Here is a 25,787-nt window from a genome sequence, read left to right as displayed (position 1 = left end):
ATGGCGAAACGTCCGGCAGGAGCCATCCCATGACCCCGCTGACCTCCGCCCTTGCGGCGATCCGATTCGGCTATGGCCTGCACCCCGGCCAGCGTCCGCCCGACGGGCCGCAGGCGCTGATCGCGCAGCTGCGCGATGCGCGGAACGACGCCGCCCCCGCCGGCCCGGCGGTGGACGACCGGATGGCGATGCTGGACGCCAACTTCAAGGCGCGCCGGATGCGCCGGCGCAACGAGGCCGGCGCCGACGAGGCGATCAAGGAAGCCTCGCGCGCGCTGGTCGGCACGGTGACCGAGGACAGCCGGCGGCTGGTGGCGCGGGCGGTCGGCTCGGAGGCCGGGTTCTTCGAGCGGCTGGCGATGTTCTGGACCGACCATTTCGCCATCGAGGCCGGCAACCGCCGCCGCGCGGTGCTGACCCACGACATGATCGAACGGGCGATCCGTCCGAACCTGACCGGCAGTTTCGGCGACCTGCTGAAGGCGGTGACCAAGCACCCGGCGATGCTGGTCTACCTGAACCAGGCGCGCTCGACCGGGCCGAACTCGATCGCCGGCAAGCGCGGCAAGCGCGGGCTGAACGAGAACCTGGCGCGCGAGGTGCTGGAGCTGCACACCGTGGGCGTCGACGCCGGCTACACGCAGAAGGACGTGCGCGAATTCGCCGAGCTGCTGACCGGGCTGGGGCTGGACGAGGACGGCTTCCGCTTCCGCCCGCAGCTGGCCGAGCCCGGCGCCGAGACGGTGCTGGGCGCACGCTACGGCGGCGGCAAGGCCAACGTCGCCGACGTCGACCGGGCGCTGGAGGACCTGGCGCTGCATCCGCAGACCGCGCGCCACCTGGCGCGCAAGCTGTGGGTGCACTTCATCGGCGGTGTGCCCGAGCCGTCGCGCATCGACGCGCTGGCCCGGGTCTACCTGGACGAGGGCGGCGGTCTGATGCCGCTGTACCGCGCGCTGGTCGATGAGCCGCGCGCGTGGGAGCTGCCGCTGCTGAAGGCCAAGCTACCGTTCGACTTCGTGGTCTCGTCGCTGCGCGCGCTGGGCACCGCGCCGCGCGAGGTGACGGGGCTGAACCGCCGGCAGTTCGAGGCCTGGCTGACGGTGCCGATGATGCGCATGGGCCAGCCGTTCCTGGAGCCCGGCGGCCCCGACGGTTTTCCCGAGGCGCCCGAGGCCTGGATCACCCCCGCCGGCCTTGCCGCGCGGGTCAGCTGGGCCGGGGCGCTGGCGCAGGAGCGCGCCCGCGACCGCGATCCGCGCGAATTCCTGGAGACCGCGCTGGGGCCGGTGGCCCCGGAGCTGCTGCGCCGCGCCGTGGCCGGCGCCGAGACGCGGCACGAGGGCGTGGCGCTGGTGCTGGCCTCGCCCGAGTTCAACCGCCGCTGAGGAGGCGACAATGACCGATCTGGATTTCAGCCGACGCCGGTTCCTGGGCACCACGCTGGCGCTGGGCTGCTCGGCCGCGGCCAGCCCGTTCGTCACCCCGGTGACGCTGGCGGTGACGCCGGGCGACAACCGGCTGGTGGTGATCGTGCTGCGCGGCGCGATGGACGGGCTCGACGTGGTGCAGCCGATCGGCGACCGCGCGCTGCGCGGTCACCGCAGGAACCTGAGCACCGGCGAGGCGGGCGGCGCGCACGATCTGGACGGGTTCTTCATGCTGCACTCGGAGCTTTCGGGGCTGATGCCGCTGTGGCAGGCGGGCGAGCTGAGCTTCGCCCATGCCGTGTCCACGCCATACCGCGACAAGCGCAGCCATTTCGACGGTCAGGACCTGCTGGAGAACGGCGGCAACTCGCCCGACGGCGGCATGACCCCGGGCCGCGACGGCTGGCTGAACCGGATGCTGTCGCTGCTGCCCGGCGCCAGCGCGCAGACCGCCTATGCCGTGGGCCGCGAGAACCTGCTGCTGCTGTCGGGCGACGCGCCGGCGTCGGCCTGGTCGCCGGACAGCGACATGGCGCTGTCGCCGCAGGCGCAGCTGCTGCTGAACGCGGTCTACCGCGACGACCCGCTGTTCCGGCAGGCCGGCGAGGCGGCGATGACCCTGGCCGCGGCGCAGGACGGCAACGCCATGAACCCGCGCCAGGCCGCCCGCGCCGCGGCGCTGGCCGGCTTTGCCGCGCAGCAGCTGTCGGGGCAGGCGCGGGTGGCGGCGTTCTCGCTGAACGGCTGGGACACGCACCAGAACCAGCCCGGCGGGCTGGCCGGCGCGCTGAAGGAGCTGCAGACCGCGATCCTGACGCTGAAACAGGGCCTGGGCCCGGCCTGGGGCAAGACCGCGGTGCTGTGCCTGACCGAGTTCGGCCGCACCGTGCGCGAGAACGGCAACCGGGGCAGCGACCACGGCACCGGCGGCGCGGCGATCTTCGCCGGCGGCGCGCTGCGCGGCCAGGCGGTGCATGGCAAGTGGCCGGGTCTGAAGGCGGGAAACCTGTACCGCGACCGCGACCTGATGCCGACCGCGGACGTGCGCGGCTACGCCGCCTGGGCGATGCGCGGCCTGTTCGGCATCGACAAGGGCAAGTTGGACACCGTGCTGTTCCCCGGCGTCGATCTGGGCAAGGACCCCAAGCTGATCGCTTGACGCCGCGGGCGCGGCGTGATCGGTGCAGGGGATGACCGAGATCACATCCTGGAAGGTGCCGGGCCGCAGCTTCGGCGTGCTGCAGGGCGCGTCGGTCCGGCTGGAGCCGCTCGAGCGGCGGCACTGCGCCGCGCTGCACATGTCGTGGGCGCTGTCGCCCGGGATCTGGCGGTTCCTGCCCTACGGCCCGTTCCGCGACGCCGGTGCCTATGCCGAGTGGGCGATGGCGGCGGGCGCGGCGGGGGATCCGCTGTTCTACGCGCTCGACGACGGCGCCGGGCCGGCCGGGGTCGCCAGCTACCTGCGGATCACGCCCCTGTCCGGCATAGTCGAGATCGGCCATATCGCGCTGTCGCCGCGGCTGCAGCGCAGCCGCGCCGCGACCGAGGCGCTGAGCCTGATGATCGGCCGCGCCTTCGAACTGGGCTATCGCCGGGTCGAGTGGAAGTGCAACGCGCAGAACCACGCCTCGCGCCGGGCGGCGCAGCGGCTGGGCTTCAGCTTCGAGGGGGTGCACCGGCAGGCGGCGATCGTGAAGGGCCGCAACCGCGACACCGCCTGGTTCTCGATCATCGACGGCGAATGGCCGGCGCTGCGCGCCCGGCACGCGGCCTGGCTGGCGGCCGGGAACTTCGACGCCGACGGCCGGCAGACCCGGGCGCTGTCGGCGCTGACCGCGCCGCTGCTGGCGGCCACCGATCCGGCGCTGTGACCGCGGGGCGACGTGTCTGTCGCACGCGGATCACAGACCGGTGCCCTGCTGTTTCCATTTTGTGGATTAACTGTGGGCTTTCTCCTGATTGCATCAGTTGTCGCTGCCTATCACATGAGGCTCATCCAAGGAACAACGGAGGGCATCATGTCCAAGACACTTCTGATCCAATCGAGCGCGCGGCACGATGCATCGGTCACCCGGCAGCTGGCCGAGAAGCTGGCCGAAGGGCTGGGCGATCCGGTCACCGTCCGCGATGTCAGCGTCGGCCTGCCCTTCGTCACCGAGGACTGGATTTCGGCCCGCGACGCCGGCACCGGCGGCGCGGTGATGCAGGTCTCGAACGAGCTGATCGACGAACTGCGCGCCCACGACGCCATCGTCATCGCCGTCCCGGTCTACAACTTCGCGATCCCGGCGACGCTGAAGGCCTGGATCGACCAGGTGGCGCGCGCCGGCGAGACCTTCCGCTACACCGCCGACGGCCCCGAGGGGCTGCTGACCGGCAAGCGCGCCTATCTGGTGGTCGCCTCGGGCGGCATGCCGGTGGGCAGCGCCTGGGATCACGCCACGCCCTATCTGCGCCATGTGCTGGGCTTCATCGGCATCACCGACGTCGAGATCGTCGCCGCCGACGCGCTGGGCAACGATGCCGACAAGACGCTGGAGGCGGCGAACGCGCACATCGACGCGCTGACCCGGGCCGAGGCCGCCTGACGCGTTGACATCCCCCGCCGCGGGGCCGAAGACGGGCGCGCGCCCCCGGTCAGCGGGGCGCGCTTCGCATTTCCAGACGTTCCCGTGCCGAGGTTTCCGATGCCCGATTCCCGCCCCGAGGTGCTCGACTTCCTGCTCACCCGCCGCTCGCGCCCGGCCAGGACGCTGCACGGGCCGGGGCCGGACCGCGCCGCGCTGACGCCGATCCTCGAGGCCGGGCTGCGGGTGCCCGACCACGGCAAGCTGGAGCCGTGGGAGCTGCTGGTGCTGGAGCGCGCGGCGCTGGACCGGCTGGCCGCGGCGGTGACCGACGCCGGCCCGCGGGCCGGTCAGGACGCCGAGCAGACCGCCAAGCAGGCGGCGATGTTCGCCGACGCGCCGCTGATCGTGGCGGTGGTCTCGCGCCCGGTCGACAGCCCGAAGATCCCCCGGGTCGAACAGCGCGCCTCGGCCGCCTGCGTCTGCCTGAGCGTGCTGAACGCGGCGCTGGCCGCGGGCTGGGGCGCGAACTGGCTGACCGGCTGGACCGCCACCGAGCCCGGTTTCCTTGAGCACGGGCTGGCGCTGGCGCCGCCGGCGCGGATCGCCGGCTATGTGGTGATCGGCACCGAGGGCGCCGCCCCGCCCGAGCGCCCGCGCCCCGATCCGGCGGCCAAGATCCGCTGGCTCGACGGCTGAGGCGGCGGCGATGCTGAGCGATGTCGCCCGTGCGCTGGGCCAGCTGGGCGATGCGCGCTTCCTGGGTGCGGTGCTGAAGGCGCTGGGCGTCACCATCGCCGTGCTGGCGGCGGCGTCCTGGGCGCTGTTCGCCCTGTTCGGCTGGCTGTTTCCCGACAGTTTCGCGTTGCCCTGGATCGGCGAGGTCAGCCTGACCGCCGACTGGCTGAGCTGGGCCGGGATCCTGCTGCTGACGCTGGCCTCGGTGTTCCTGATGCTGCCGGTGGCCTTCGTCTGCGTCGGCTTCTTCCTCGACGACGTCGTCGACGCGGTCGAGGCGAAGCACTACCCGCACCTGCCGCCGGCACCGCGGCTGAGCATCCCGGCGGCGCTGCGCGAGGCGGTCAGCCTGCTGGCGCTGGTGGTGCTGGTGAACGCGGCGGCGCTGCTGGTCTACCTGCTGTCGACCTTCGCCGCGCCGGTGGTGTTCTGGGTGGTCAACGGCTTCCTGCTGGGGCGCGAGTATTTCCAGCTGGTGGCCGAGCGCCGGCTGGGCCGCCGTCCGGGCGCGGCGCTGCGCCGGGCGCACCGCGGCCAGGTCTGGGCGCTGGGCGTGCTGCTGGCGGTGCCGCTGAGCGTGCCGCTGGTCAACCTGCTGGTGCCGGTGCTGGGCGTCGCCGCCTACACGCACATGTTCCACCGGCTGAGCCGCCCGGCGGGATGAGCGCGGCCGGCTGCGGCGCGCGGCCTGCGGTCAATCGTGCGGTGTATCGTGGGGCGGTCGGGGCGCGACCGGGCGGTCAAGGTGATCCGCGCGGTCGCGCTGGCGGTGATGCTGGCGGAGATTTCCGGCCGCTGAACGCCGTGGGCCCCCGTCTGATCACCGCATGGAGGGCGGTCAGCCCTCGTCTGAAACTTTCCCTGCCCCCTGCAGCAGCAGCAGCGGATCGGTCGGCTGCTCGGCCTCGGCGGTGGGGACCGGCGTCATCTCGGTCTGCGCCGTGGTGGCCTTGTGGTCGCCGAAGCACTGCGCCCCGGCGGTGCCGGCCAGCGCCAGCAGTGCGGCGGTAAGGATGGCGGTCCGGGTCATCGGCAGGCTCCTTCCCGTGATCGATTTCCGAGAATAGCATTTGCCGGCCCGGTTTCCAATCCCGAGGACCGCCGCCGCCCTGCGGCGGTCAGCGATCGGAGTAGCGGCCCCAGATGTCGACATCGTCGATGCCGATCCAGCCCGAGGCGATCAGCGCGCTCAGCGGGAGCCACAGGATCACGGTGACGACGGTGACGCGCAGCATCTTGCGCCGGATGTTGGCGTTGACCGGCGACGAGGCCGGGGTGCCGTCACCCGCGCTGCCCTCGTCGCCATGGGTGCGCAGGCCCAGCGGCAGCGCCACCAGCAGGCCCATGAACCAGATCACCGCGAACAGAACCAGGGCGCCGGTGATGGTCATGCCTGCTCCAGTTCGACCAGGGTGCCGGCGAAATCCTTCGGGTGCAGGAACAGCACCGGCTTGCCGTGGGCGCCGATCTTCGGCTCTCCGGTTCCCAGCACGCGCGCGCCCTGCGCCTTCAGCCGGTCGCGGGCGGCGCGAATGTCGCTCACCTCGTAGCAGATGTGGTGGATCCCGCCCGACGGGTTCTTGGCCAGGAACCCGGCAATGGGAGAGTCGTCGCCCAGCGGCTGCAGCAGTTCGATCTTGGTGTTGGGCAGGGTGATGAACACGACGGTGACGCCGTGGTCGGGCTCGTCCTGCGGCGGGCCGACCTGCGCGCCGAGGGTGTCGCGGTACTGCGCGGTCGCGGCCTCGAGGTCGGGCACGGCGATGGCGACATGGTTCAGACGTCCGATCATGCCACGGTTTATGCGCCATTCCCGGCCCGCTGCCAAGCGCGGCGGGCCGCCGCACGCGCGCCGGGCCCGGGGGCGCGCAGCGCCGGGCCGACCGCGCGCGAAACCGGCCCCGGCCGGCGCGCGGGCAGGCCGGGAAAAGGCTTTGACCCGCTGCCGATTCCGCGCAAGGTTGCGTCAATGAATGCGCCCGCCCGGACCGCGGCGGGGCCGGAATGCCAAGGAGGTGACGCATGACGAAGGTATCCATGACCGTGAACGGGAAGGCGGTCTCGGGCGAGGTCGAGGGGCGCACCCTTCTGGCCACGTTCCTGCGCGAGGACCTTCACCTGACCGGCACCCACATCGGCTGCGACACCAGCCAGTGCGGCGCCTGCGTGGTCCACGTCGACGGCCAGGCGGTCAAGGCCTGCACCATGTTCGCCGCCGAGGCCGAGGGCGCCGAGGTCACCACCATCGAGGGCATCGCCGCCGCCGACGGCACCATGAGCCCGGTGCAGAAGGCGTTCCAGGAACATCACGGCCTGCAGTGCGGCTTCTGCACCCCCGGCATGGTGATGAGCGCGCACGCGCTGCTGGCCGAGAATCCGGACCCGTCCGAGGCCGAGATCCGCGAGTACCTGCAGGGCAACATCTGCCGCTGCACCGGCTATCACAACATCGTCAAGGCTATCGCGGCGGCCGCCGCCGAGATGCGGCCCGTCGCTGCCGAATAGGCGACCAATCGCAAAGCGAACCGGGAACCGCGGCCGGCGCGCCGCGCCATCCCGGCAGCACAAGGGGCGCCAGCGCCCCGCCAGGGAGTGAAGCGACATGCCAAAGGATTTCGGGATCGGCGCCAGCAGCAAGCGCCGCGAGGACGTGCGGTTTCTGACCGGCAAGGGCAGGTACACCGACGACATCAACCTGCAGGGCCAGCTGCACGGCTATTTCGTGCGCAGCGAGGTCGCGCACGGCATGCTGAAGCGCGTCGCCACCGAAGCGGCCGCGGCGATGCCCGGCGTGCACCGGGTGTTCACCGCCGCCGACCTGGAATCGGCCGGCGGCCTGCCCTGCGGCTGGCAGATCACCGACCGCTTCGGCAACCCGATGCACGAGCCCAAGCACCCGGTGCTGGCCGAGGGCAAGGTGCGGCATGTCGGCGAGCCGATCGCCTTCGTGGTGGCGGACACCGTCGAGCAGGCGCGCGACGCCGCCGAGGCGGTCGAGGTCGAGATCGAGGACCTGCCGCCGGTGCTGGACATGAAGGCCGCGGTGTCCGGCGACGGGCCGCTGGTGCACGACGAGGTGCCGGCGAACCTGTGCTTCGACTGGGGCTTCGTCGAGGACAACCGCGACGCCGTCGACGAGGCGATCCGCAACGCGCCGCACGTCACCACCCTGGAGCTGGTCAACAACCGCCTGGTGGCGAACCCGATGGAGCCGCGCGTCGCCATCGCCGACTTCGACGCCTCGACCGGCGACCACACGCTGTACCTGACCTCGCAGAACCCGCACCTGATCCGTCTGCTGATGGGCGCGTTCGTGCTGGGGATCCCGGAGCACAAGCTGCGGGTGGTGGCGCCGGACGTCGGCGGCGCGTTCGGCTCGAAGATCTTCCTCTACAACGAGGAGGTCGCCTGCATGTTCGCCTCGATCCAGCTGCGGCGCCCGGTGAAGTGGGCCTCGACCCGATCCGAGGCGTTCGTCAGCGACAAGCACGGCCGGGATCACGTGACGAAGATCGAGCTGGCGCTCGACGACGACGGCACGTTCCTGGCGCTGCGCACCGACACGCTGGCCAACCTGGGCGCGTACCTGTCGACCATCGGCTCGGTCACGCCGACCTATCTGCACGGCACGCTGATGGCCGGCAACTACAAGACGCCGCTGATCTACGTCAACGTCCGCACCGTGTTCACCAACACCGTGCCGGTGGACGCCTATCGCGGCGCCGGCCGCCCCGAGGCGACCTATCAGCTGGAGCGGGTGATCGACAAGGCGGCGCGCGAGCTGGGCATCGACCCGATCGAGCTGCGGCGGCGCAACTTCGTCCAGCCCGAGGACTTCCCCTATGCCACGCCGGTCGCGGTCGAGTACGACACCGGCGACTACGGCGCGGTACTGGACAAGCTGATCGAGATCGCCGACCTTGCCGGCTTCGAGGCGCGGCGCAAGCAGAGCGAGGCGAACGGGCTGCTGCGCGGGCTGGGGGTCAACACCTACATCGAGGCCTGCGGCATCGCGCCGTCGAACCTGGTCGGGCAGCTCGGCGCGCGCGCCGGGTTCTACGACAGCGCCACAGTGCGGGTGAACGCGACCGGCGGTCTGGTGGTGATGGCCGGCACCAAGGCGCACGGGCAGGGCCACGAGACCACCTTCGCGCAGGTGGTCGCCGAGATGATCGGCATCGACGAGACCATGATCGAGGTGGTGCAGGGCGACACCGCGCACACGCCGATGGGCATGGGATCCTCGGGCTCGCGGTCGATCGCGGTTGGCGGCTCGGCGGTGGTGCGGGCGACCGAGAAGATCATCAACAAGGCCAAGAAGATCGCAGCGCACCTGATGGAGGCCGCCGAGGCCGACGTCGATCTGGCGGACGGCACGTTCACCGTCGCCGGCACCGACAAGACGGTGGCCTGGGGCGACGTGTGCCTGGCGGCCTATGTGCCGCACAACTACCCGCTGGAGGACCTCGAGCCGGGGCTGGAGGAGACCGCGTTCTACGATCCGGCGAACTTCACCTTCCCGGCGGGCGCCTATGCCTGCGAGGTCGAGATCGACCCCGAGACCGGCAAGGTGCGCATCGACCGGTTCGCCGCCGCCGACGATTTCGGCAACGTCATCAACCCGATGATCGTCGAGGGGCAGGTACACGGCGGCATCGCCCAGGGCATCGGCCAGGCGCTGCTGGAGAACTGCGCCTATGACGAGAACGGGCAGCTGATCTCGGCGAGCTACATGGACTACGCGATGCCGCGCGCGTCCGACCTGCCGATGTACGTCGTCGACCATTCCTGCCAGACGCCCTGCACCCACAATCCGCTGGGGGTGAAGGGCTGCGGCGAGGCCGGGGCGATCGGCAGCCCGCCGGCGGTGGTCAACGCGGTGCTCGACGCGCTCAACTCGGGCGGCCACAAGGTGGATCACATCGACATGCCGGTCAGCCCCTCGCGGGTCTGGCAGGCGATGCAGGGCTGACCCCGGAACAGATCAGACGAAAGGACATTCGCATGTACGATTTCCAGTTCGCGCGGCCCACCAGCCTGGACGAGGCGGTGAAGGCGCTGTCGGCCGAGGACGCGCAGGCGCTGGGCGGCGGGCAGACGCTGATCCCGACGCTCAAGCAGCGCCTGGCGGCGCCCGAGGTGCTGGTCAGCCTGACCGGCATCAGGGAGTTGCGCTTCGTGCGCCGCGACGGCGACACGCTGCGCGTCGGCGGCACCGCCACCCACGGCATGGTGGCGCGCGAGGCGGCCGCGGAGTTTCCCGGTCTGGCCGGCATGGCGGTGCGCATCGGCGATCCGGCGGTGCGCAACCGCGGCACCATCGGCGGCAGCCTGGCCAACAACGACCCGTCCGCCTGCTACCCGGCGGCGGTGCTGGCGGCGAATGCGACCGTGGTCACCAACAGCCGCGAGATCGCCGCCGACGAGTTCTTCGACGGCATGTTCACCACCGCGCTGGACGAGGGCGAGATCATCACCGAGGTGCGGTTCCCGATCCCCGAGCGCGCGAACTACCAGAAGTTCGAGCAGCCGGCGTCGCATTTCGCGCTGGTCGGGGTGATGGTCGCGAAACACGCCGACGGCGTGCGGGTCGGCGTCACCGGCGCGTCGGAGGATGGCGTTTTCCGCTGGACCGAGGCCGAGGACGCGCTGTCGGGCAACTACGCGCCCGAGGCGGTCGACGGGCTGACGGTGTCCGCCGACGGCATGATCGGCGATCTGCACGGCACTCCGGAGTACCGCGCGCACCTGGTGAAGGTGCTGACGAAGCGCGCCGTCGCCGCCAGCTGAGCTGGGCGTCACGCGGAAAAGCCAAGGACCCGGGCGCACGCGCCCGGGGCCCTGTGCTGTCAGCCGGAGGCGCTGGCGCGCCGTTGTCCTTACCCCGGTCCCGCCTGCGGCCGGACCGGGCCCTGCCGCGGGCCCGGGCGTCGGTGAAATCAGGCCTCGACGTCGGTGAAATGGGCGTAGAAATGGTTGACCGGGCCGGACCCCGCGCCGACCCGGAGCCGACCGCCGGCGCGAATGCAGCCGGTCAGGTAGGATTTCGCCGCCTCGGCGGCGTCGCCGGGCAGGGCGCCGCGGGCGATCTCGGCGGCCAGCGCGGCGGACAGCGTGCAGCCCGAGCCGCGGGTGGTGTCGGCGTCGATGCGCGGCGCCTCGAACCAGCGCAGCCCCTCGGCCGAGGCCATCACGTCGGCGCAGCTGGGCTGCCCCAGCCGGCCGCCGGTCAGCAGCACGCATCCCGGCCCCATCTCGGCCAGGCGCAGCGCCTGGGCAGCCATTTCCTGGGTGTTGGCGGCGGGATCGATGTGCAGCAGCACCGCCGCCTCGTCGATGTTCGCGACCAGCACTGCGGCGCGCGGGATCAGGTCGTTCATCAGCGCCTGCATCGCCTCGTCCGGCAGCAGGTGCGCGCCGGTGGGCGAGATCATCTCGGGGTCGAGCACCAGTGGCACGTCGGGCGGCAGCGCCTCGACGATGCGGTGCACCGCCGGCGCGCTGGGCACCATGCCGATCTTGATCGCGTCGAGCCGCACGTCGGCGGCGACCGCTGCCAGCTGCGCGGCGACGAAATCGGGCGCGACCGGGTCCAGCCCGCCGTTGCACTGGGTGTTCTGCGCGGTCAGCGCGGTGATCACGGCCATGCCGTAGACGCCGCGTGCGCCGAAGGTCTTGAGATCCGCCTGCACGCCGGTGCTGCCGGTCGGATCCGAGGCGCCGATGGTCAGAAGGTTCGGAATCATGCCGCCCCCCGCCGCGGTGCGGTGCCGATCGTCGAAGTCATGCTCATGTGTCCCCCCAGCTGCGCCGGTGCGCATGGGGGCCACGCCCCCGTGGTGATAAACGCGCGGGCGGGGAAATTGTTCCGCCGCGGGGGCAGAAATGCAAGGCAAGTCTGCGTGGGCGGGCTCAGCCGCGCGCGGCGCGGCGCTCGCGCCAGATCACGAACAGGCCGGAGCCGACGATGATCGCGATGCCGGTCCACTTCAGCGCGTCGGGAAAGTCGCCGAACAGCCAGTAGCCGAACACGGTGGCGGAGACGATCTCGAGGTATTGCAGCGGCGCCAGCAGCGGCGCCGGCGCGCGGGCGTAGGCGGCGACCAGGAACAGGTGCGCGGTGGTGGCGGCGGCGCCGACCGCGACCATCAGCGCCCAGCCCGCGAGCGCCGGGCGCACCGCGGCGAAGGCGGGCCAGCCGCTGTCGTGGAGCAGCGCCAGCGCCAGCGCCATCACCAGCGCCCCCGAGATCCCGGCGTAGGCCTGCATCGCCACCGGCCCCTCGTCGCGCGCCACGCGCCGCGTCAGCAGCACATAGAGCACGAAGCAGGACGCGGTCAGCAGCGGCAGCAGCGCCACCGGCCCGAGTTCCGCGAACGACGGGCGCACCACCAGCAGCGCCCCCAGGAAGCCCACGGTGCAGGCGGTCAGCCGGCGCCAGCCGACCTCCTCGCCCAGTACCAGACCGCTGATCGCCGTCAGCAGCAGCGGCGCGACGAAGAAGATCGCCATCGCGTCGGCGATCGGCATCGCCTGTACCGCGGCGATGAAGGCGGTCGAGGCGACCGCCATCAGCGCGCCGCGCGCCGCGTGCAGCGGCCACAGCCCGCGCGCCGGGCGCAGTCGCCGCCGGCGCAGCGCCAGCACCGGCAGCAGCACCGCCGCCTGCACCACGAACCGCGCCAGCGTCAGCTGCACCGGCGGCACCATCCCCGAGGCCAGCTTGGCGAAGATGTCGATCCAGGGCGCCAGCACCGCGAAGGTGATCATCAGCGCGATGCCGGCGGGGATGTTGTCGCCGCCCGCCCGCGGTGCCGGGGCGGTGTGCGGGCCGAGCGGCTGGACCCTAGGCAAGATAGCCCTGCAGGATCCGGGTGTACACCGCCTTGAGCGCGTGCACGTCCGCCACCGGCACGCGCTCGTCCACCGCGTGCATGCGCTGGCCGACGAGGCCGAACTCGACCACCGGGCAGTGCTTTCTGACGAAGCGTGCGTCCGAGGTGCCGCCCGAGGTCGACAGCACCGGGGTGGCGCCGGTTTCGGCCCGTACCGCCTGCGCGACCAGATCCGAGAACGGCCCCGGCGGGGTGACGAAGCTTTCGCCGGAATTCCTGACCGTGACCGACAGCGCGACGTCGGTGCCGCGGCTGGCGGCGCGGGCCTGCTCGTCCAGCCAGGCGGTGAGCGAGGCGCCCGAGTGCGCATCGTTGTAGCGGATGTTGACCGTCGCCCGCGCCGTCGCCGGGATCACGTTGGTCGCCGGGTTGCCGACGTCGACGGTGGTGATCGCCAGCGTCGACGGGTCGAAGTGCTCGGTGCCGTCGTCCAGCGGGGTCGAGGCCAGCCGGTCGAGCAGCCGCACCAGCACCGGCAGCGGGTTCGCGGCCAGGTGCGGGTAGGCGGCGTGGCCCTGCACCCCGGTCGCGGTGACGAACGCCGACAGCGAGCCGCGGCGGCCGATCTTGATCATCTCGCCCATGCGCTCGGGGCAGGTCGGCTCGCCCACCAGGCAGACGTCCATGCGCTCGCCGGCCTGGTCCATCCAGTCGAGCAGGGCGCGGGTGCCGTCGCGTGCGTCGCCTTCCTCGTCGCCGGTGATCGCCAGGATCACCGCGCCGTCCGGGGGCGTGTCGGTCACGAAGTCGATGGCGGCGGCGGCGAAGGCGGCGACGCCGGATTTCATGTCCACCGCGCCGCGCCCGTAGAGCCAGCCGTCGTGGATCTCGGCGCCGAACGGCGGGTGGGTCCAGTCGGCCGGGTCGCCCACCGGCACCACGTCGGTATGGCCGTTGAAGCCGAAGCGGCGGCCCTGCCGGCCCTCGCCCCAGCGCGCGTAGAGGTTGCGGATGCCGCCGCGGTCGACTCGGGTGGTGGCGAAGCCGGCGGCCGACAGCGCCCGGTCCAGGACGTCGAGCGCGCCGGCGTCCTCGGGCGTGACCGAGGGGCAGCGCACGAGGCGGGCGGTGAGATCGACGGGATCGGTGGTCATGGGCCGTGCTTAGCAGCGCCGCGAGCGGGGGGGAAGCGGGCTCAGACCCAGTTCGAGAAGAACACCAGCGCCATCATCGCCAGCACCAGCGCGGCCATCGCCCCGAGGTGGATCCAGCGCGAGGTCTCGGCCGCCTTCAGCTCGGACCAGCGCCGCGGGCGGACGCCGCTGGCCATGAACACGATCTGCGCCGCCACCGTGATGCCGACGACGTTGGTCAGCACCAGGAAGGCGGCGCGCGCTCCGGCGTGCCAGTTGCCGGCGCCCATCAGCAGACCGGCGGCGGCGATCGGCGGCAGCAGCGCGGCGGCGACGGCGACGCCGACGAACACCGAGGACTGGTTCGCCGAGGTCAGCAGCGCCGCCGCCGCGCCGGCGCCCAGCGGCAGGATCAGCGTGCGCAGCTGGATCGGCTGGGAATAGTCCAGCATCCGCGCCTCTTCGTTGAACGGCAGCAGCAGCGCCAGCGTGGCGCTGGCGGCGATGCAGGTGCCCAGCCCGGCGGCGGTGGCCATCAGCGCCCGGCCCATCATCCGGTGCGCACCCAGCGCGCTGCCCAGCGAGAACGCCAGCAGCGGGCCCAGCAGCGGCGCGATCACCATCGCGCCGATCACCGCGGCGATGTTGTCCAGCGTCAGGCCGATCGCCGCGACCAGCGTCGACAGCGCGCACATCAGCAGGAAGTTCCGGTTCAGGGTGGCGTTGCCCTGCACCTCGCTGACCATTTCCTCGCGGACTTGCAGCTGGTCGCTCTGCTGCATCTCCTCCTGTTCCTCTTCGGTCAGGATCTCGGGCGCCATCGCCTCGACCGGCAGCAGCAGCAGGCGCCAGTCCTCGCGGTCGTCGAGCGCGTCCTGCAGCGCGTCCATCACCTGCTGCGCCTGGCCCGGCTTGAGCAGCACGAAGATCTGTCGCCGATGCGGGAAGTTGTCGCCGTCATTGCCGTTGTCGCCGTCGCCCCCGGCGTCGGCCGCCAGCGGTGTCACCCACCAGTTCGCGGCGTCGATGTCGCCGAGCGCGCCGCAGGCGGCGTCGACCGCGTCGCGCGGCACCAGAAGCTGGATCAGCCGCGTGGCCATCGGCCCCGCTCCGCAGCAAGTCGCGCCGGCGGTGCCGCGCTCACGGCGCCAGGCCCAGCAGGTCGACCACCAGGTCGGGTACCTCCTCCGGTTCGGCGGCCAGCGCGTCGGCCTCGGCCAGGTGCAGCTCGCCCTCGTCGGAAAAGCCCCACAGCGCGCCGATGCAGAAGACATCGTTGGCCTTGGCGCCCTCGATGTCGTGGCGGCGGTCGCCGACCATCACCGCGTGCGCGGGGTCGGTTTCGGTCGCGGCCAGGGCGTGGGCCAGCAGCGAGGGCTTGTCGGCACGGGTGCCGTCAAGCTCGGAGCCGAAGACGCCGTCGAGCCAGGGGCCGAGGCCGAAGTGGGCGACGATCTCCTCGGCGTAGATCTGCGGCTTGGAGGTGGCCAGGAACAGCCGCGCGTCCATGTCGCGCAGGTCGGACAGCATCTCGCCCACGCCGTCGAACACGTCCGCCTCGTATAGGCCGACGGTGCCGAAGCGGTCGCGGTAGGCAGCGACGGCGGCGTCGAGATCGGCGCCGGGTCCGAGCAGCACGCCCAGGCTTTCCCAGATCGGCGGGCCGATGGTCCAGATCAGCTCGGCCGGGGCCGGCAGTTCGGCGTCCATCTCGCGCAGGGCGTGCAGCAGGCTGGTCACGATCCCCTCGCGCGAATCGATCAGCGTCCCGTCCAGGTCCAGAAAGACCGTCAGCATGTGATCGTTCGCCCCCCGCCTGCGCCCCGTCCCGGATACAGGCCGGCACCGCCGACGGCAAGGCCGCGGGTTAACGCGGCGCTAACGGGTTGGCGCGAGCGGCCTTGCGGACCGCCGTCGAGGGCACCAGACTGCGGGACGACGCGGGCGCCGGGCGGACCGGCGCGGGCAGCACGGGGCGGGCGATGGACCGGCAGGGTGACGAGGACGTGACGCGCGTCGCCGAGCGGCGGCGGATGCTGCTCGACATCCTGAACGTGCGGCTGGGCGAGGCTCATCGGCAGATGATGACCGACTATTCCGCAGCCGCGCCGCGCAAGCCCGCGCCGCCGGCCGGCCCCGGCGCCGGCCCGCTGCGGGGCGGTGCGCGCAAGGGCTGACGCCGCGCCGGGCTCAGGCCGCCGCGCTGCAGCGCCAGTGCTGCGCCAGCGGCCCGTCGGCGCCGAACAGCGGATCGATCGCCGGCACCCGAAGGCTGCTGATGGTGTCGCGGTCGCCCGGGCGCGGAACCTGGCCGCACGCGGCGACCACCTCGGACCGGTCCTGTCCCGGCGCATAGGCGCCGCAGACCTGGAAGTCGCCGGTCGCCGCGATCCGGCAGCGCCCGGTGCCCGCCGGCAGGACGAGCGCGTCGCCCGCCTTCAGGTGCACCGCCTGCTGGCCCGGCCCGCCCAGCAACAGGTCCGCCGCACCCGACCGGACGACCAGCGCCTCGTGCGCGGAGAGGTGATAGTGGTGGTGATCGAAGATCCGCCAGGCCCAGGCCCCGCCCCAGCCGTTGCGGGCGAAGCGGTGCCGGATTTGCGCACAGTCTGCACCGGGGGTAAATGCGCCGCGCAGCAGCATCACCGGCAGCGACGGATTGTTCGGCACAGAGCCGTTCTGAGCAAAGTAAAGTATGTGCGCTTCGGTGTTGTCCGAAGTCATACGATACACTCCCCTGATTCATTCATGCATGAATTTTTTTTCCATTAGATCACACAATGGGTTCAATCCGTCAACCATAGAGTGTAGCAGTTGCCATGTACTTATCAACCTGACGTTGGGTCATGTATGAAGTATATCGGTTGCGCAGGTAAATGTGGCCCAGTGTTCGCCAGAAGGCGCTGATAAGCGGTATTGAACATTTTTTTGGAGAGCTTTCCGAAAGACTTTGACGTTCACCAATCTGGCGCGCGTGGGTGGCCGCGCGCCGACCGATCTTCCGGATCTGTATTTTGCTGAGAAAATTCCGCTACCCGAACACTTGGCACTGGGCCGGCAGGCTGCGGCATCGCTCGCACCCGGTGATCCTTCGGGTGCCGGTCACACGATCAGCGCCTCGTCGCTTTGCGATTCCATCCCGAACACGCGCTTGTAGCGGGCGATCTGGTCCGGCGGGCCCATCGCCTTGCCGACGTTGTCGGACAGCTTGACCGTCGGCCGGCCGTTGGCCGAGACCGCCTTGCACACCAGCGAGAACGGCGCCAGCCCGTCGTCGGGGCCGAGGCCGCGGAAATCGTTGGTCAGCAGCGTGCCCCAGCCGAACGCCAGTTTCACCCTGCCGTGGAAGCGGGCGTAGAGCTCCTCGATCTTGTCGACGTCCAGCCCGTCCGAGAAGATCACCAGCTTCCGGGTCGGATCCTGGCCGTTCGCCGTCCACCAGTCGATCGCGGTCTGCGCGCCGGTCGCGGGATCGCCCGAGTCGATGCGGATCCCGGTCCAGTAGGTCATCCACGCCGGCGCGCGCGCCAGGAAGGACTTGGTGCCATAGGTGTCGGGCAGGATGATCAGCAGGTTGCCGTCGTAGTCCTTCTGCCAGTTCTCCAGCACCTGGTACGGCGCGGCGGCAAGGTCGGCGTCGGAATTGGCGAGCGCGGCGTAGACCATCGGCAGCTCGTGCGCGTTGGTGCCGATCGCCTCGACCTCGCGGCGCAGCGCGATCAGGCAGTTCGAGGTGCCGGTGAAGCACTGGCCCAGCCCCTCGATCATTGCCTGCACGCACCAGTTCTGCCACAGGAAGCCGTGGCGGCGGCGGGTGCCGAAATCCGAGATCCGCAGGTCGGGCAGGTCCTTCAGCGCCTGGATCTTTTCCCACACGCGGGTCATGGCGCGGGCGTAGAGTACCTGCAGGTCCAGCTTGCCCAGCCGGCGGAGCACGGCGCGCGAGCGCAGCTCCATCAGGATCGCCAGCGCCGGCACCTCCCACAGCATGACCTCGGCCCAGGGGCCCTCGAAGGTCAGCTCGTACTGGTCGCCGACACGCTCCAGCCGGTACTCGGGCATCCGGAAGGTGCGGAACCACTCGATGAATTCAGGCGTGAACATGCGCTGCTTGCCGTAGAAGGTGTTGCCGCGCAGCCAGGTGATCTCGCCCCGGGTCAGGCGCAGGGTGCGGACGTGGTCGAGCTGCTCGCGCAGTTCCTGCTCGGAGATCAGGTCCGCCAGCGGCACATGCGCCGAGCGGTTGATCAGCGAGAAGGTGACGCGCACGTCCGGGTGCCGCTTCTGCACCGTCTGGCACATCAGCAGCTTGTAGAAATCCGTGTCCAGCAGCGAGCGCACCACCGGGTCGATCTTCCAGGTGTGGTCGTGGACGCGTTTGGCGAGGTCGATCATGCCAGCGTCACCCCGGCGTCGCGCAGCCGGGCCAGCGCCGCGTCGAGCGAGCCGTCGAGGTCGATCGCGCGGCAGGCGTCCAGCGCCACGCTGGCGCGGAAGCCGCATTGCACCGCGTCGAGCGCGGACCAGGCGACGCAGAAGTCGGTGGCGAGGCCGGCGAGGGTCAGTTCGGTGATGCCGCGCTCGCGCAGGTAGCCGGCGAGGCCGGTGGGGGTGGTGCGGTCGTTCTCGTGGAAGGCGGAATAGCTGTCGATCCCGGCGCGGAAGCCCTTGCGCAGGATCAGGTCGCCGTTCAGCCGCAGGTCGGGGTGGAATGCCGCGCCCCCGGTGCCCTGCACGCAATGCGCCGGCCACAGCACCTGCGGTCCGTACGGCATGTCGGTGGTCGAGAACGGCGCGGCGCCGGGATGGTTGTCGGCAAAGCTGAGATGGTCGGCCGGGTGCCAGTCCTGGGTGTAGAGCACGGTCTCGAACCGGTCCATCATCGCGTTCACCGCCGGCACGACGGCATCGCCGTCCGCGACCGCCAGCGCGCCGCCGGGGCAGAAGTCGTTCTGCACGTCGATCACCAGCAGGGCCTGGCTCATGCGCGTCCTCCCAGAGCCCGCGCCGGCGGGCACCGGGCGGTTTTCGCCGCTGGCGCCGGGCGCGTCAAGGGCGGGGGCGGACAGGGAGAGACCGGCCGGCACCGGGGGGGCGCCGGCCGGGCGGGGGCATCGAGCCCCCTTCGGCCGGGGGCGCCGCGGGCGCCCGGGGCGCGCGTGTCGGGCCGGGGGCGGAGAGCCGGCGTGCTGGCGCGGCCGTCGCCGGTCGTTCAGTGCCGGCGGCCGCGGCGCGGCGCGGCGTGCGCGTCCGGGGTCTTGTGCGGGGTCTTGTGCGGCTTCCGATCCGGCGCGGGACCGGGTTCGAGATCGCCCGCCAGCCCCTCCTCGGGGCCGAACGGGGTCATCTGCGCGACGATCACGCTGTTCTCGTCGTGCGCGCGCTGCATCAGCGCGCGCTCCTCGTCGTCGATTTCATGGCCTTCGGCCAGGCGCTCGGCGAGGGTGCCGTAGCCGGTCACGTCGAGCGGCGCGAGATCGGCCTGCCGCAGGATGGCGACGGTCTCGCGCACGGCCTCGTCCTCGTCCACGCCGGAGGCGTAGCAAAGCAGTCCGGCGCCGGCGCAGTCGTCGGGCAGGCCGTCGCCGGGCCTGCGCCCGACCTGGACCAGCAGGGTATAGACCTGCTGCGGTTTCTTCGCTTGTTTCATGCGCCCCCCGTTGCCAGAGGCGGACGCCGGGAGCAAGCGGTTTGCGCGCGGCGGCGCGCCGCCGTCAGCTGCTGCGGGCGCGCAGCATGCGCCAGCCCCAGATCAGCAGGATGGCCCCGACCAGGGCGACGATGAACTGGCCGATCCAGCCGCCCAGCGTGCCGCCCAGCAGCAGGCCGAGGATGGCGTTCAGCACCAGCGCGCCGGCGATCCCGAGCAGGATGTTGGTCAGCAGCCCGTGGTCGGCGTTCATCACCTTCTCGGCAACCCAGCCGGCGAGCCCGCCGATGATGATCGCCCCGATCCAACCGATACCCGACATTGGTGTCCTCCTGTGCGTTGCGGGACGGCGCGGCGGCGCCGCCCGTCGCGGACTCAGTCGCGGGAGGCGGAATTTGTTCCCGTCCGCGGGCAGATCGACGCAAACCGGCCCCGGCGCATCGAGCCTCGCCGCGAACTGCGGTCAGGCGCGGGCCGGGCCGGTCTGCGCGGTCAGTCGCGCAGCAGGTCGTTGATCGAGGTCTTGGCGCGGGTGCCCTCGTCGACCTGCTTGACGATCACCGCGCAGTAGAGGTTGACGCCGCCCTTCGACGGCATCGAGCCCGAGACCACGACCGAATAGGGCGGCACCTCGCCGAAGGTGACCGCGCCGGTCTCGCGGTTGACGATCTTGGTGGACCTGCCGATGTAGACGCCCATGCCCAGCACCGCGCCCTCGCGCACGATGCAGCCCTCGACCACCTCGGAGCGGGCGCCGATGAAGCAGTTGTCCTCGATGATGGTGGGGCCGGCCTGCATCGGCTCCAGCACGCCGCCGATGCCGACGCCGCCCGAGAGGTGCACGTTCTTGCCGATCTGCGCGCAGGAGCCGACGGTGGCCCAGGTGTCGACCATGGTGCCCTCGTCGACATAGGCGCCGAGGTTGACGAAGCTGGGCATCAGCACCACGCCCGGTGCGATGTACGCCGACTTGCGCACCACGCAGTTCGGCACCGCGCGAAAGCCGGCCCGTTTCCAGTCGTCGGCCTGCCAGCCGAGGAACTTGCTGTCGACCTTGTCCCACCAGCCGGCGCCTTGCGGGCCGCCCGACTGCGGTTCCATGTCCTTGATGCGGAAGCCCAGCAGCACCGCCTTCTTGGCCCACTGGTTCACGGTCCAGTTCCCGTCGCTGCCGCGCTCGGCGACGCGGAGCTTGCCGCTGTCGAGCGCGTCGAGCGTATGTTCGATGGCGTCGCGGGTCTCGCCCCCGGTTTCGGGGGTGATCTGGGCGCGGTTCTCCCAGGCGGTCTCGATGGCGGTTTCCAGAGCGGCGACGTCCATGGGCATCCTCGGTTGGGCTGGTGAAAGTCGAGCACAGGCTATAAGCCGGTGGGGACGCGGGCGCAATTGTCTGCCAGAGGAGGGTTCGCATGTCAGAAAGCCTGTCGCACCGGCGTTTTCCCGACGCCGAGCGGGACAAGTCGACCGCCGCCACCGTGCCGCAGACGCCGCAGACGCAGTCGCCGTCCTACCGGCTGGCCTTTGCCGACCAGGACTTCCTGCTGCGCGACGAGCTGCGCCCCGTGCGCCTGCAGCTGGAGCTACTGAAACCCGAGATGGCGCTGGTCGAGGCCGGCATCCGCTCGACCATCGTGATGTTCGGCGGCGCCCGCATCCCGGCGCCCGCGGACGCCGACGGCGCCCGCACCGAGACGCTGGCCGGGCTGGCGAAGTATTTCGACCAGGCGAAGGAGTTCGCGCGGCTCTGCACCGAGGAGAGCGTGCGCGGCGGCGGCCACGAGAACGTCATCATCACCGGCGGCGGCCCGGGCGTGATGGAGGCCGGCTGCATCGGCGCCGACGAGGCCGGGGGCAAGTCGATCAGCCTGAACATCGTGCTGCCGCACGAACAGGCGCCGAACCTGTACGCGACGCCGGAGTTCTGCTTCAACTTCCACTATTTCGCGATCCGCAAGATGCATTTCCTGATGCGGGCCAAGGCGATCACCGTGTTCCCCGGCGGCTTCGGCACGCTGGACGAGCTGTTCGAGACACTGACCCTGGTGCAGACCGGGCGCATGGCGCCGCTGCCGATCCTGCTGTTCGGCAAGGAGTTCTGGGACAAGATCCTGAACTGGGAGGCGCTGGCCGAGGCCGGCACCATCGGCCCGCGCGACCTGGACCTGTTCCGCTATGTCGAGACCGCCGAGGAGGCGTTCGAGATCGTCCGCGACTGGAAGGGCTGAGGGCGCCCGCGCGCCGCCGGCTCAGCCGTCCGGGCGCGGCCGCGGGCGCGGCGCCGAGGTCGACCGCGGCCCGGGCGCGTCGCTGTCGCCCTCGAGCAGGAACTCGACGATCTGCGTGACCTGGAAGAAGCTGCCGTTGTCGTCCGAGATCATCGTCGCGCGGATCCGGCCCTGCGCATCGCGCCAGACGTCGATGCCCTCGAGGTTGTCGAAGCGCCCGGTGCGGCTGTCCAGCAGCACCTCGCCGCCGCTCAGCCCGTCCGGCGTCAGCTCGAACCGGCGCACGCGGGTGGAAAAGCCCAGCAGCCCCGAGAAGTCCCGCTCCAGCAGGTAGAGCCGCCCGTCGGGGCCGAGGTCGGCGCCGGTGACCAGGTGCGGCGCGCTGCGCGGGATGCTGAACGGCACCGACCAGCCTTCGCCGTCCAGCCGGAACACCGGGTACGGGCGCGCCAGCGCGCCGGAGCGTTCCGGGATCGCGTGCACCCGCCCGTCGGGGCCGGTGAACAGCGCCTCGAGCCCGGAGTTGTTCTGCAGCGCGCGGAACTCGGCCGGGCGCGGCAGCAGCGTCGCGGGCCCGTCGATGCGCTCGTGCACGACGACGCGGTGGTTGGCCTCGTAGGAGATGTAGATCCGGCCGTCGCCGCCGATCGTCAGCCCCTCGGCGTCGACGTCAAAGCGCCGCACCGGCTGGCCGCGCGAGTCGAGCAGCGGGCCGATCGCGTCGAGACGCACGCCGGTCAGCGTGCCGCCGGGCGCGCGCTCGAGCGTGGCGCGGCCCCAGTTGCCCTTGTCCGAGACCGCGATCAGCCCGCCGCCGTCGGCGTCGAGCACGATCCCCGACCACGAGCCGAAGCCCGCCGCCGGGTCGCGCCAGGTGACGGCGGCCTCCTCGACCAGGCGCGGGCCCTCGGCGGTGGCGGCCTCGCCCCACAGCCCCAGCCCGCCCAGCAGCAGGGTGGCGAACGCGGCGATCAACGCAGGACGGCGGCGCATTGCTGCGGCAGGTCGGCCAGCGTCAGCTCGGGCCTGGGCTTGGGCGGCGGCGCGTTCGGGTCGGGCTTGGCCGGCTTCAGCGCGTCGGTGACCCACCAGATCGCCTCGTCGCAGCCGTCGCCGGGCGGGATCGGATCCTGCTCGCGGCAGGCGCCGTCGCCGTCCGGGCAGTTCAGCCGGACGTGGAAGTGGTACTGGTGGCTCCACCACGGTCGGATCTTGCGCAGGTAGCCGCGGTCGCCGGTCTCGTCGGCGCACATCTGCAGCTTGACCGGGGCGGTGACGAAGATCCGCGCCACCGCCGGATCGCTGGCGGCGGCGCGCAGGATGCGGTGATGCGCGGGCGTCCAGTTGCCGTTGACGCGCCGCTGGTCGGCGCTGCGCACCGAGATCGACGACAGGCTTTCGCGCGCCGTGCGGCCGAGCGTCAGGTCCATCGCCGGCTTCATCCAGATGTCGACGTCCAGCCCCACCTGGTGACTGGCGTGCCCGGTCAGCATCGGGCCGCCGCGCGGCTGGCTGATGTCGCCGATGTAAAGCCCGTTCCACCCGGCGCGGCTGGCCGCGATCGACAGCCGCTGGATGAAGGCGAGGATGTCCGGGTGGCCCCAGTTGCGGTTGCGCGACAGCCGCATCGCCTGCCAGGTCGGCCCGGTCTCGGGCAGTTGCGCGGCGCCGGCCAGGCAGCCCCTGGAATAGCTGCCGAAGGCCGCCGACGCGTGTTCGGACGCGTTCGGCATCGCGCCGAACAGCTGCTTGGCGGGGGTCTGCGCGGGGGCGGCGCCGGCGGCGGTCAGCAACGCCAGCGCGGCCAGGACTGTGCGGATCATGCTCGTGCCTCTTTTGCGGGTTTTGCCCAGTGTAGCATAACCAGCCCCGCCGCGAAGAGGGCGATTACCGGGCTGACGCCCAGTGCCTGATCGCCGCTGATCTGCGTCGCCAGGCCGATCAGCAGCGGCGCCAGGAAGGCGGTCGCCTTGCCCGACAGCGCATAGAGGCCGAACGCCTCGGTCATCGGCAGCCGGCCCTCGGCCAGGTGCACCAGCAGCGTGCGCGAGGCGGCCTGCAGCGCGCCGGCGCCGGCGCCCATCAGCCCGCCGCAGATCATGAACACCAGGTCGGGCAGGCCGCTGCCGGCGGCCACCGGCACCCCCAGCACCAACTGCCGCGAGGTGGTCAGCGCCACCACCGAGACCGCGATCAGCAGCACGATCGCCGCGGCGATCACCGGGCGCGGCCCGAAGGCGCGGTCGGCGCGCCCGCCCAGCCAGGCGCCCAGCGCGCCGACCGCCGCCGCGACGATGCCGAAGATCCCCAGCTGCGTGATCCCCCAGCCCAGCACCCCGGCGGCGTAGATGCCGCCGAAGGCGAACAGCCCCGCCAGCCCGTCGCGGTAGATCATCGAGCCGATCAGGTAGGGCAGCAGCCCGCCGGTTCCGGGCAGCGCCCGCAGCGTGCGGCCGAGCGTGCGCGCGCCGTCGCGGGCGGCGCGGGCCAGCCCCTTGCGGCGCGGCGCGTCCGGGCAGTGGCGGAACAGCGGCAGCGCGAAGATCGCGAACCACAGCGCGGTCAGCGGCCCGGTGGCGCGCGCCGGCTCGCCCAGCGCCGGGTCCAGCCCGAACAGCGGCGCGATCCCGGCCAGCGTCGTCGGCCCGTCGCCCGCCGGCGCCAGCAGCGCCAGCACCAGCAGCAGCGCCGCCACGCCGCCGACGTAGCCCAGCGCCCAGCCCGAGCCCGAGATGCGGCCCAGCTCGGACCGCGGCCCGAGGTCGGGCAGCATGGCGTTGACGAACACCAGGCTGAACTCGGACGCGGCGAAGGCCAGCACGAAGGCCAGCATCACCGGCCACAGCGGCGCGCCGGGCGCGGCCAGCCACAGCCCGGCGCAGCCCAGCACGAACACCGCCGAGAAGCCGCCGATCCACGGCTTGCGCGGCCCGGCCTCGTCGGCGATCGCGCCCAGCAGCGGCGCCAGCGCCGCCACCGCCAGCGCGCCGTAAAGCTGCATGTCGGCCCACAGCGCCTGGCCGCTCACCGGGTCGGGGGCGAACTGCGTGGCGAAATAGGGCCCGAAGACGAAGGTGATCACCAGCGTGTAGAACGGCTGGTTGGCCCAGTCGAACAGCATCCAGGCGCGGGCCGGGGACATCGCGGCCGCCTGCCGGGGCGCCGGGCGCGCGGGCGTCGTCACGTTCGGGCCGGCGGCTGCGCGCCGGCGCGGAAGCGGGCGGCGACGCGCTGCTCGCGCCAGAAGGTGAACAGCCCCGAGCCGACGATCAGCGCCGCGCCGGCCAGCGACAGCGCGTCGGGGATCTCGTCGAACAGCGCGATGCCGGTGAGCCCGGCGAACACCAGGATCGAATAGCGGAACGGCGAGATGAAGCCGATCTCGCCGACGCGCATGGTGGCGACGCCGGCCATGTAGCCGACGATCAGGAACAGCGCCGCGGCGACGATCCAGCCCAGCGTGCCGGCGGTGACCGGCGGCCAGTCGACGAACAGGCTGCCGACCGCCGCCGCGACGCTGAGCGTCGCCGCCGTCGCCAGCGACACCAGCGACGACGGCAGGTCCGGCGACAGGCCGCGCGTCGTCAGGTCGCGCACCAGCATGAAGCCGACCGCCGCCAGCGCCAGCAGCGCGTAGAGGTCGAAGCTGTCCGCGCCCGGACGCACGATCAGCAGCACGCCGGCGAAGCCGACCACCAGCGCCAGCCCGCGCCGCCAGCCCACCGGCTCGCCCAGGAACAGCGCCGCGGCCAGCGTCACCGCCAGCGGCAGCGACTGCAGGATCGCCGTGGCGCTGGCGATCGGCATGTTGTTGAGCGCGGTCAGGAAGCACAGCGTGCCGCCCAGCTCGGCCGCCGAGCGCTGCGCGATCAGGCGGCGGTCGCGGCGCGTCGTCCGCGCCCGGAACGCGCCGGTGGCCAGGCAGATCGCGGCGAGCAGCGCGCACATCAGCAGCCCGCGCAGCAGGATCGCCGGCAGCAGCGGCAGCGTCTGCATCGCCATCTTCATCATGCCGTCGTTGAACGCGAAGCCCGCCATCGAGGCGGTCATCAGCGCCGCGCCGCGCAGGTTGTCGGCGAACGGCGCGGGTTCGGAAGAATATGCAGGTGGGGCGGTCAGCGCGGCCTCCGCGGAAATGCGTGGGCCCGGCCTATCACATCGGCAAGAAAGGAAAAGGGGCGGTATCGCCCCTTTTCCGTCACGGCGCCG

28 protein-coding genes and 1 pseudogene are annotated in these 25,787 nt (G+C 71.9%); 11 read left to right on the top strand and 18 right to left on the bottom strand.

Annotation, left to right across the window (positions count from 1 at the left end; translation table 11 throughout):
* The first annotated feature begins 29 nt into the window (after positions 1-29).
* The 6 genes from GE300_RS01405 (at position 30) to GE300_RS01380 (ending at position 5,399) form a co-directional block, all read left to right on the top strand.
* A complete protein-coding gene (locus tag GE300_RS01405) occupies positions 30-1,388 on the top strand; it encodes a DUF1800 domain-containing protein (protein ID WP_233416693.1) in 1,359 nt (452 codons plus the stop codon).
* Positions 1,389-1,398: 10 nt separating this feature from the next.
* Positions 1,399-2,589 carry a DUF1501 domain-containing protein gene (locus GE300_RS01400; protein WP_154444163.1) on the top strand — a complete coding sequence of 397 codons (1,191 nt, stop codon included), beginning with the start codon at positions 1,399-1,401 and terminating at the stop codon, positions 2,587-2,589.
* Between the two features lie 31 nt (positions 2,590-2,620).
* Entirely contained in the window at positions 2,621-3,301 is a 681-nt protein-coding gene (locus GE300_RS01395) for a GNAT family N-acetyltransferase (protein WP_154444161.1), read from the top strand.
* Between the two features lie 147 nt (positions 3,302-3,448).
* Positions 3,449-4,018 (top strand): FMN-dependent NADH-azoreductase, encoded by a 570-nt coding sequence (locus tag GE300_RS01390; RefSeq protein ID WP_154444158.1) that lies wholly within the window; start codon positions 3,449-3,451, stop codon positions 4,016-4,018.
* 99 nt (positions 4,019-4,117) lie between these two features.
* Positions 4,118-4,696, top strand: coding sequence for a nitroreductase family protein (locus tag GE300_RS01385; RefSeq protein ID WP_154444156.1), 579 nt, complete (start codon positions 4,118-4,120; stop codon positions 4,694-4,696).
* Positions 4,697-4,706: 10 nt separating this feature from the next.
* Positions 4,707-5,399, top strand: coding sequence for an EI24 domain-containing protein (locus GE300_RS01380; protein WP_154444154.1), 693 nt, complete (start codon positions 4,707-4,709; stop codon positions 5,397-5,399).
* Positions 5,400-5,573: 174 nt separating this feature from the next.
* On the opposite strand, the gene GE300_RS01375 is transcribed toward GE300_RS01380, so the two are convergent.
* From GE300_RS01375 to mce, 3 genes are all read right to left on the bottom strand, one after another.
* Positions 5,574-5,765: a hypothetical protein gene (locus tag GE300_RS01375; RefSeq protein ID WP_154444152.1), complete on the bottom strand. Its 192-nt coding sequence runs from the start codon at positions 5,763-5,765 to the stop codon at positions 5,574-5,576.
* Between the two features lie 88 nt (positions 5,766-5,853).
* A complete protein-coding gene (locus tag GE300_RS01370) occupies positions 5,854-6,126 on the bottom strand; it encodes a DUF1467 family protein (protein ID WP_154444150.1) in 273 nt (90 codons plus the stop codon).
* A complete protein-coding gene (gene mce / locus GE300_RS01365) occupies positions 6,123-6,527 on the bottom strand; it encodes a methylmalonyl-CoA epimerase (protein WP_154444147.1) in 405 nt (134 codons plus the stop codon). Before mce ends, GE300_RS01370 begins: the two co-directional genes overlap by 4 nt.
* Before the next feature lie 230 nt (positions 6,528-6,757).
* On the opposite strand from mce, the gene GE300_RS01360 reads away from it, so the two are divergent.
* From GE300_RS01360 to GE300_RS01350, 3 genes are all read left to right on the top strand, one after another.
* The gene (locus GE300_RS01360; RefSeq protein ID WP_154444145.1) at positions 6,758-7,240 is read left to right on the top strand and encodes a (2Fe-2S)-binding protein; all 483 of its coding nucleotides are present in this window, start codon (positions 6,758-6,760) and stop codon (positions 7,238-7,240) included.
* Positions 7,241-7,337: 97 nt separating this feature from the next.
* The gene (locus tag GE300_RS01355; RefSeq protein ID WP_154444143.1) at positions 7,338-9,707 is read left to right on the top strand and encodes a xanthine dehydrogenase family protein molybdopterin-binding subunit; all 2,370 of its coding nucleotides are present in this window, start codon (positions 7,338-7,340) and stop codon (positions 9,705-9,707) included.
* 32 nt (positions 9,708-9,739) lie between these two features.
* Complete coding sequence (locus GE300_RS01350; RefSeq protein ID WP_154444141.1) at positions 9,740-10,525, top strand: FAD binding domain-containing protein; 786 nt, start codon at positions 9,740-9,742, stop codon at positions 10,523-10,525.
* Positions 10,526-10,674: 149 nt separating this feature from the next.
* Here the strand turns inward: GE300_RS01350 and thiD are convergent, their stop codons facing one another.
* The 5 genes from thiD to GE300_RS01325 form a co-directional block, all read right to left on the bottom strand.
* Positions 10,675-11,481 carry a bifunctional hydroxymethylpyrimidine kinase/phosphomethylpyrimidine kinase gene (gene thiD, locus GE300_RS01345; protein ID WP_154444139.1) on the bottom strand — a complete coding sequence of 269 codons (807 nt, stop codon included), beginning with the start codon at positions 11,479-11,481 and terminating at the stop codon, positions 10,675-10,677.
* Between the two features lie 166 nt (positions 11,482-11,647).
* On the bottom strand, positions 11,648-12,589 hold the full coding sequence (locus GE300_RS01340; RefSeq protein WP_154444137.1) for a DMT family transporter: 942 nt from the start codon (positions 12,587-12,589) through the stop codon (positions 11,648-11,650).
* Entirely contained in the window at positions 12,582-13,724 is a 1,143-nt protein-coding gene (dapE, locus tag GE300_RS01335) for a succinyl-diaminopimelate desuccinylase (RefSeq protein WP_154444135.1), read from the bottom strand. The genes GE300_RS01340 and dapE overlap by 8 nt, the downstream gene beginning before the upstream one ends.
* Positions 13,725-13,765: 41 nt before the next feature.
* Positions 13,766-14,803 (bottom strand): TIGR00341 family protein, encoded by a 1,038-nt coding sequence (locus GE300_RS01330; RefSeq protein ID WP_233416692.1) that lies wholly within the window; start codon positions 14,801-14,803, stop codon positions 13,766-13,768.
* A 40-nt stretch (positions 14,804-14,843) separates the two neighbouring features.
* Positions 14,844-15,500 (bottom strand): HAD hydrolase-like protein, encoded by a 657-nt coding sequence (locus tag GE300_RS01325; protein ID WP_154444131.1) that lies wholly within the window; start codon positions 15,498-15,500, stop codon positions 14,844-14,846.
* Positions 15,501-15,604: 104 nt separating this feature from the next.
* Between GE300_RS01325 and GE300_RS01320 the strand changes: the two genes are divergently transcribed.
* Positions 15,605-15,880: a hypothetical protein gene (locus GE300_RS01320; RefSeq protein ID WP_154444129.1), complete on the top strand. Its 276-nt coding sequence runs from the start codon at positions 15,605-15,607 to the stop codon at positions 15,878-15,880.
* A gap of 13 nt (positions 15,881-15,893) precedes the next feature.
* On the opposite strand, the gene GE300_RS01315 is transcribed toward GE300_RS01320, so the two are convergent.
* From GE300_RS01315 to dapD, 6 genes and pseudogenes are all read right to left on the bottom strand, one after another.
* Positions 15,894-16,427, bottom strand: a complete 534-nt coding sequence (locus tag GE300_RS01315) for a cupin (RefSeq protein ID WP_154444127.1) — start codon at positions 16,425-16,427, stop codon at positions 15,894-15,896.
* Between the two features lie 378 nt (positions 16,428-16,805).
* Complete coding sequence (gene pncB, locus GE300_RS01310; protein WP_154444125.1) at positions 16,806-18,098, bottom strand: nicotinate phosphoribosyltransferase; 1,293 nt, start codon at positions 18,096-18,098, stop codon at positions 16,806-16,808.
* Entirely contained in the window at positions 18,095-18,688 is a 594-nt protein-coding gene (pncA, locus tag GE300_RS01305; protein WP_154444123.1) for a bifunctional nicotinamidase/pyrazinamidase, read from the bottom strand. Before pncA ends, pncB begins: the two co-directional genes overlap by 4 nt.
* Positions 18,689-19,038: 350 nt before the next feature.
* Positions 19,039-19,353, bottom strand: a pseudogene (locus GE300_RS01300) (hypothetical protein); the annotation flags it as partial.
* A 64-nt stretch (positions 19,354-19,417) separates the two neighbouring features.
* On the bottom strand, positions 19,418-19,675 hold the full coding sequence (locus tag GE300_RS01295) for a GlsB/YeaQ/YmgE family stress response membrane protein (RefSeq protein ID WP_154444121.1): 258 nt from the start codon (positions 19,673-19,675) through the stop codon (positions 19,418-19,420).
* Positions 19,676-19,845: 170 nt separating this feature from the next.
* Positions 19,846-20,673 carry a 2,3,4,5-tetrahydropyridine-2,6-dicarboxylate N-succinyltransferase gene (gene dapD, locus GE300_RS01290; protein WP_154444119.1) on the bottom strand — a complete coding sequence of 276 codons (828 nt, stop codon included), beginning with the start codon at positions 20,671-20,673 and terminating at the stop codon, positions 19,846-19,848.
* A gap of 89 nt (positions 20,674-20,762) precedes the next feature.
* Between dapD and GE300_RS01285 the strand changes: the two genes are divergently transcribed.
* Positions 20,763-21,578 carry an LOG family protein gene (locus GE300_RS01285; RefSeq protein ID WP_154444117.1) on the top strand — a complete coding sequence of 272 codons (816 nt, stop codon included), beginning with the start codon at positions 20,763-20,765 and terminating at the stop codon, positions 21,576-21,578.
* A 21-nt stretch (positions 21,579-21,599) separates the two neighbouring features.
* On the opposite strand, the gene GE300_RS01280 is transcribed toward GE300_RS01285, so the two are convergent.
* From GE300_RS01280 to GE300_RS01265, 4 genes are read right to left on the bottom strand one after another with little or no spacing between them, the layout of a single operon-like run.
* On the bottom strand, positions 21,600-22,571 hold the full coding sequence (locus GE300_RS01280) for an esterase-like activity of phytase family protein (protein ID WP_154444115.1): 972 nt from the start codon (positions 22,569-22,571) through the stop codon (positions 21,600-21,602).
* Positions 22,550-23,401, bottom strand: a complete 852-nt coding sequence (mepA, locus tag GE300_RS01275; RefSeq protein WP_154444113.1) for a penicillin-insensitive murein endopeptidase — start codon at positions 23,399-23,401, stop codon at positions 22,550-22,552. Before mepA ends, GE300_RS01280 begins: the two co-directional genes overlap by 22 nt.
* The gene (locus GE300_RS01270; protein WP_154444111.1) at positions 23,398-24,720 is read right to left on the bottom strand and encodes an MFS transporter; all 1,323 of its coding nucleotides are present in this window, start codon (positions 24,718-24,720) and stop codon (positions 23,398-23,400) included. The genes mepA and GE300_RS01270 overlap by 4 nt, the downstream gene beginning before the upstream one ends.
* 38 nt (positions 24,721-24,758) lie before the next feature.
* A complete protein-coding gene (locus GE300_RS01265) occupies positions 24,759-25,631 on the bottom strand; it encodes a DMT family transporter (RefSeq protein WP_267905411.1) in 873 nt (290 codons plus the stop codon).
* Between the last annotated feature and the right edge of the window lie 156 nt (positions 25,632-25,787).

The sequence above is a fragment of the Halovulum marinum genome, assembly GCF_009697225.1.
GTDB classification, from domain to species: Bacteria; Pseudomonadota; Alphaproteobacteria; order Rhodobacterales; family Rhodobacteraceae; genus Halovulum; species Halovulum marinum.
This window is presented reverse-complemented; position numbering and strand designations above follow the sequence as displayed.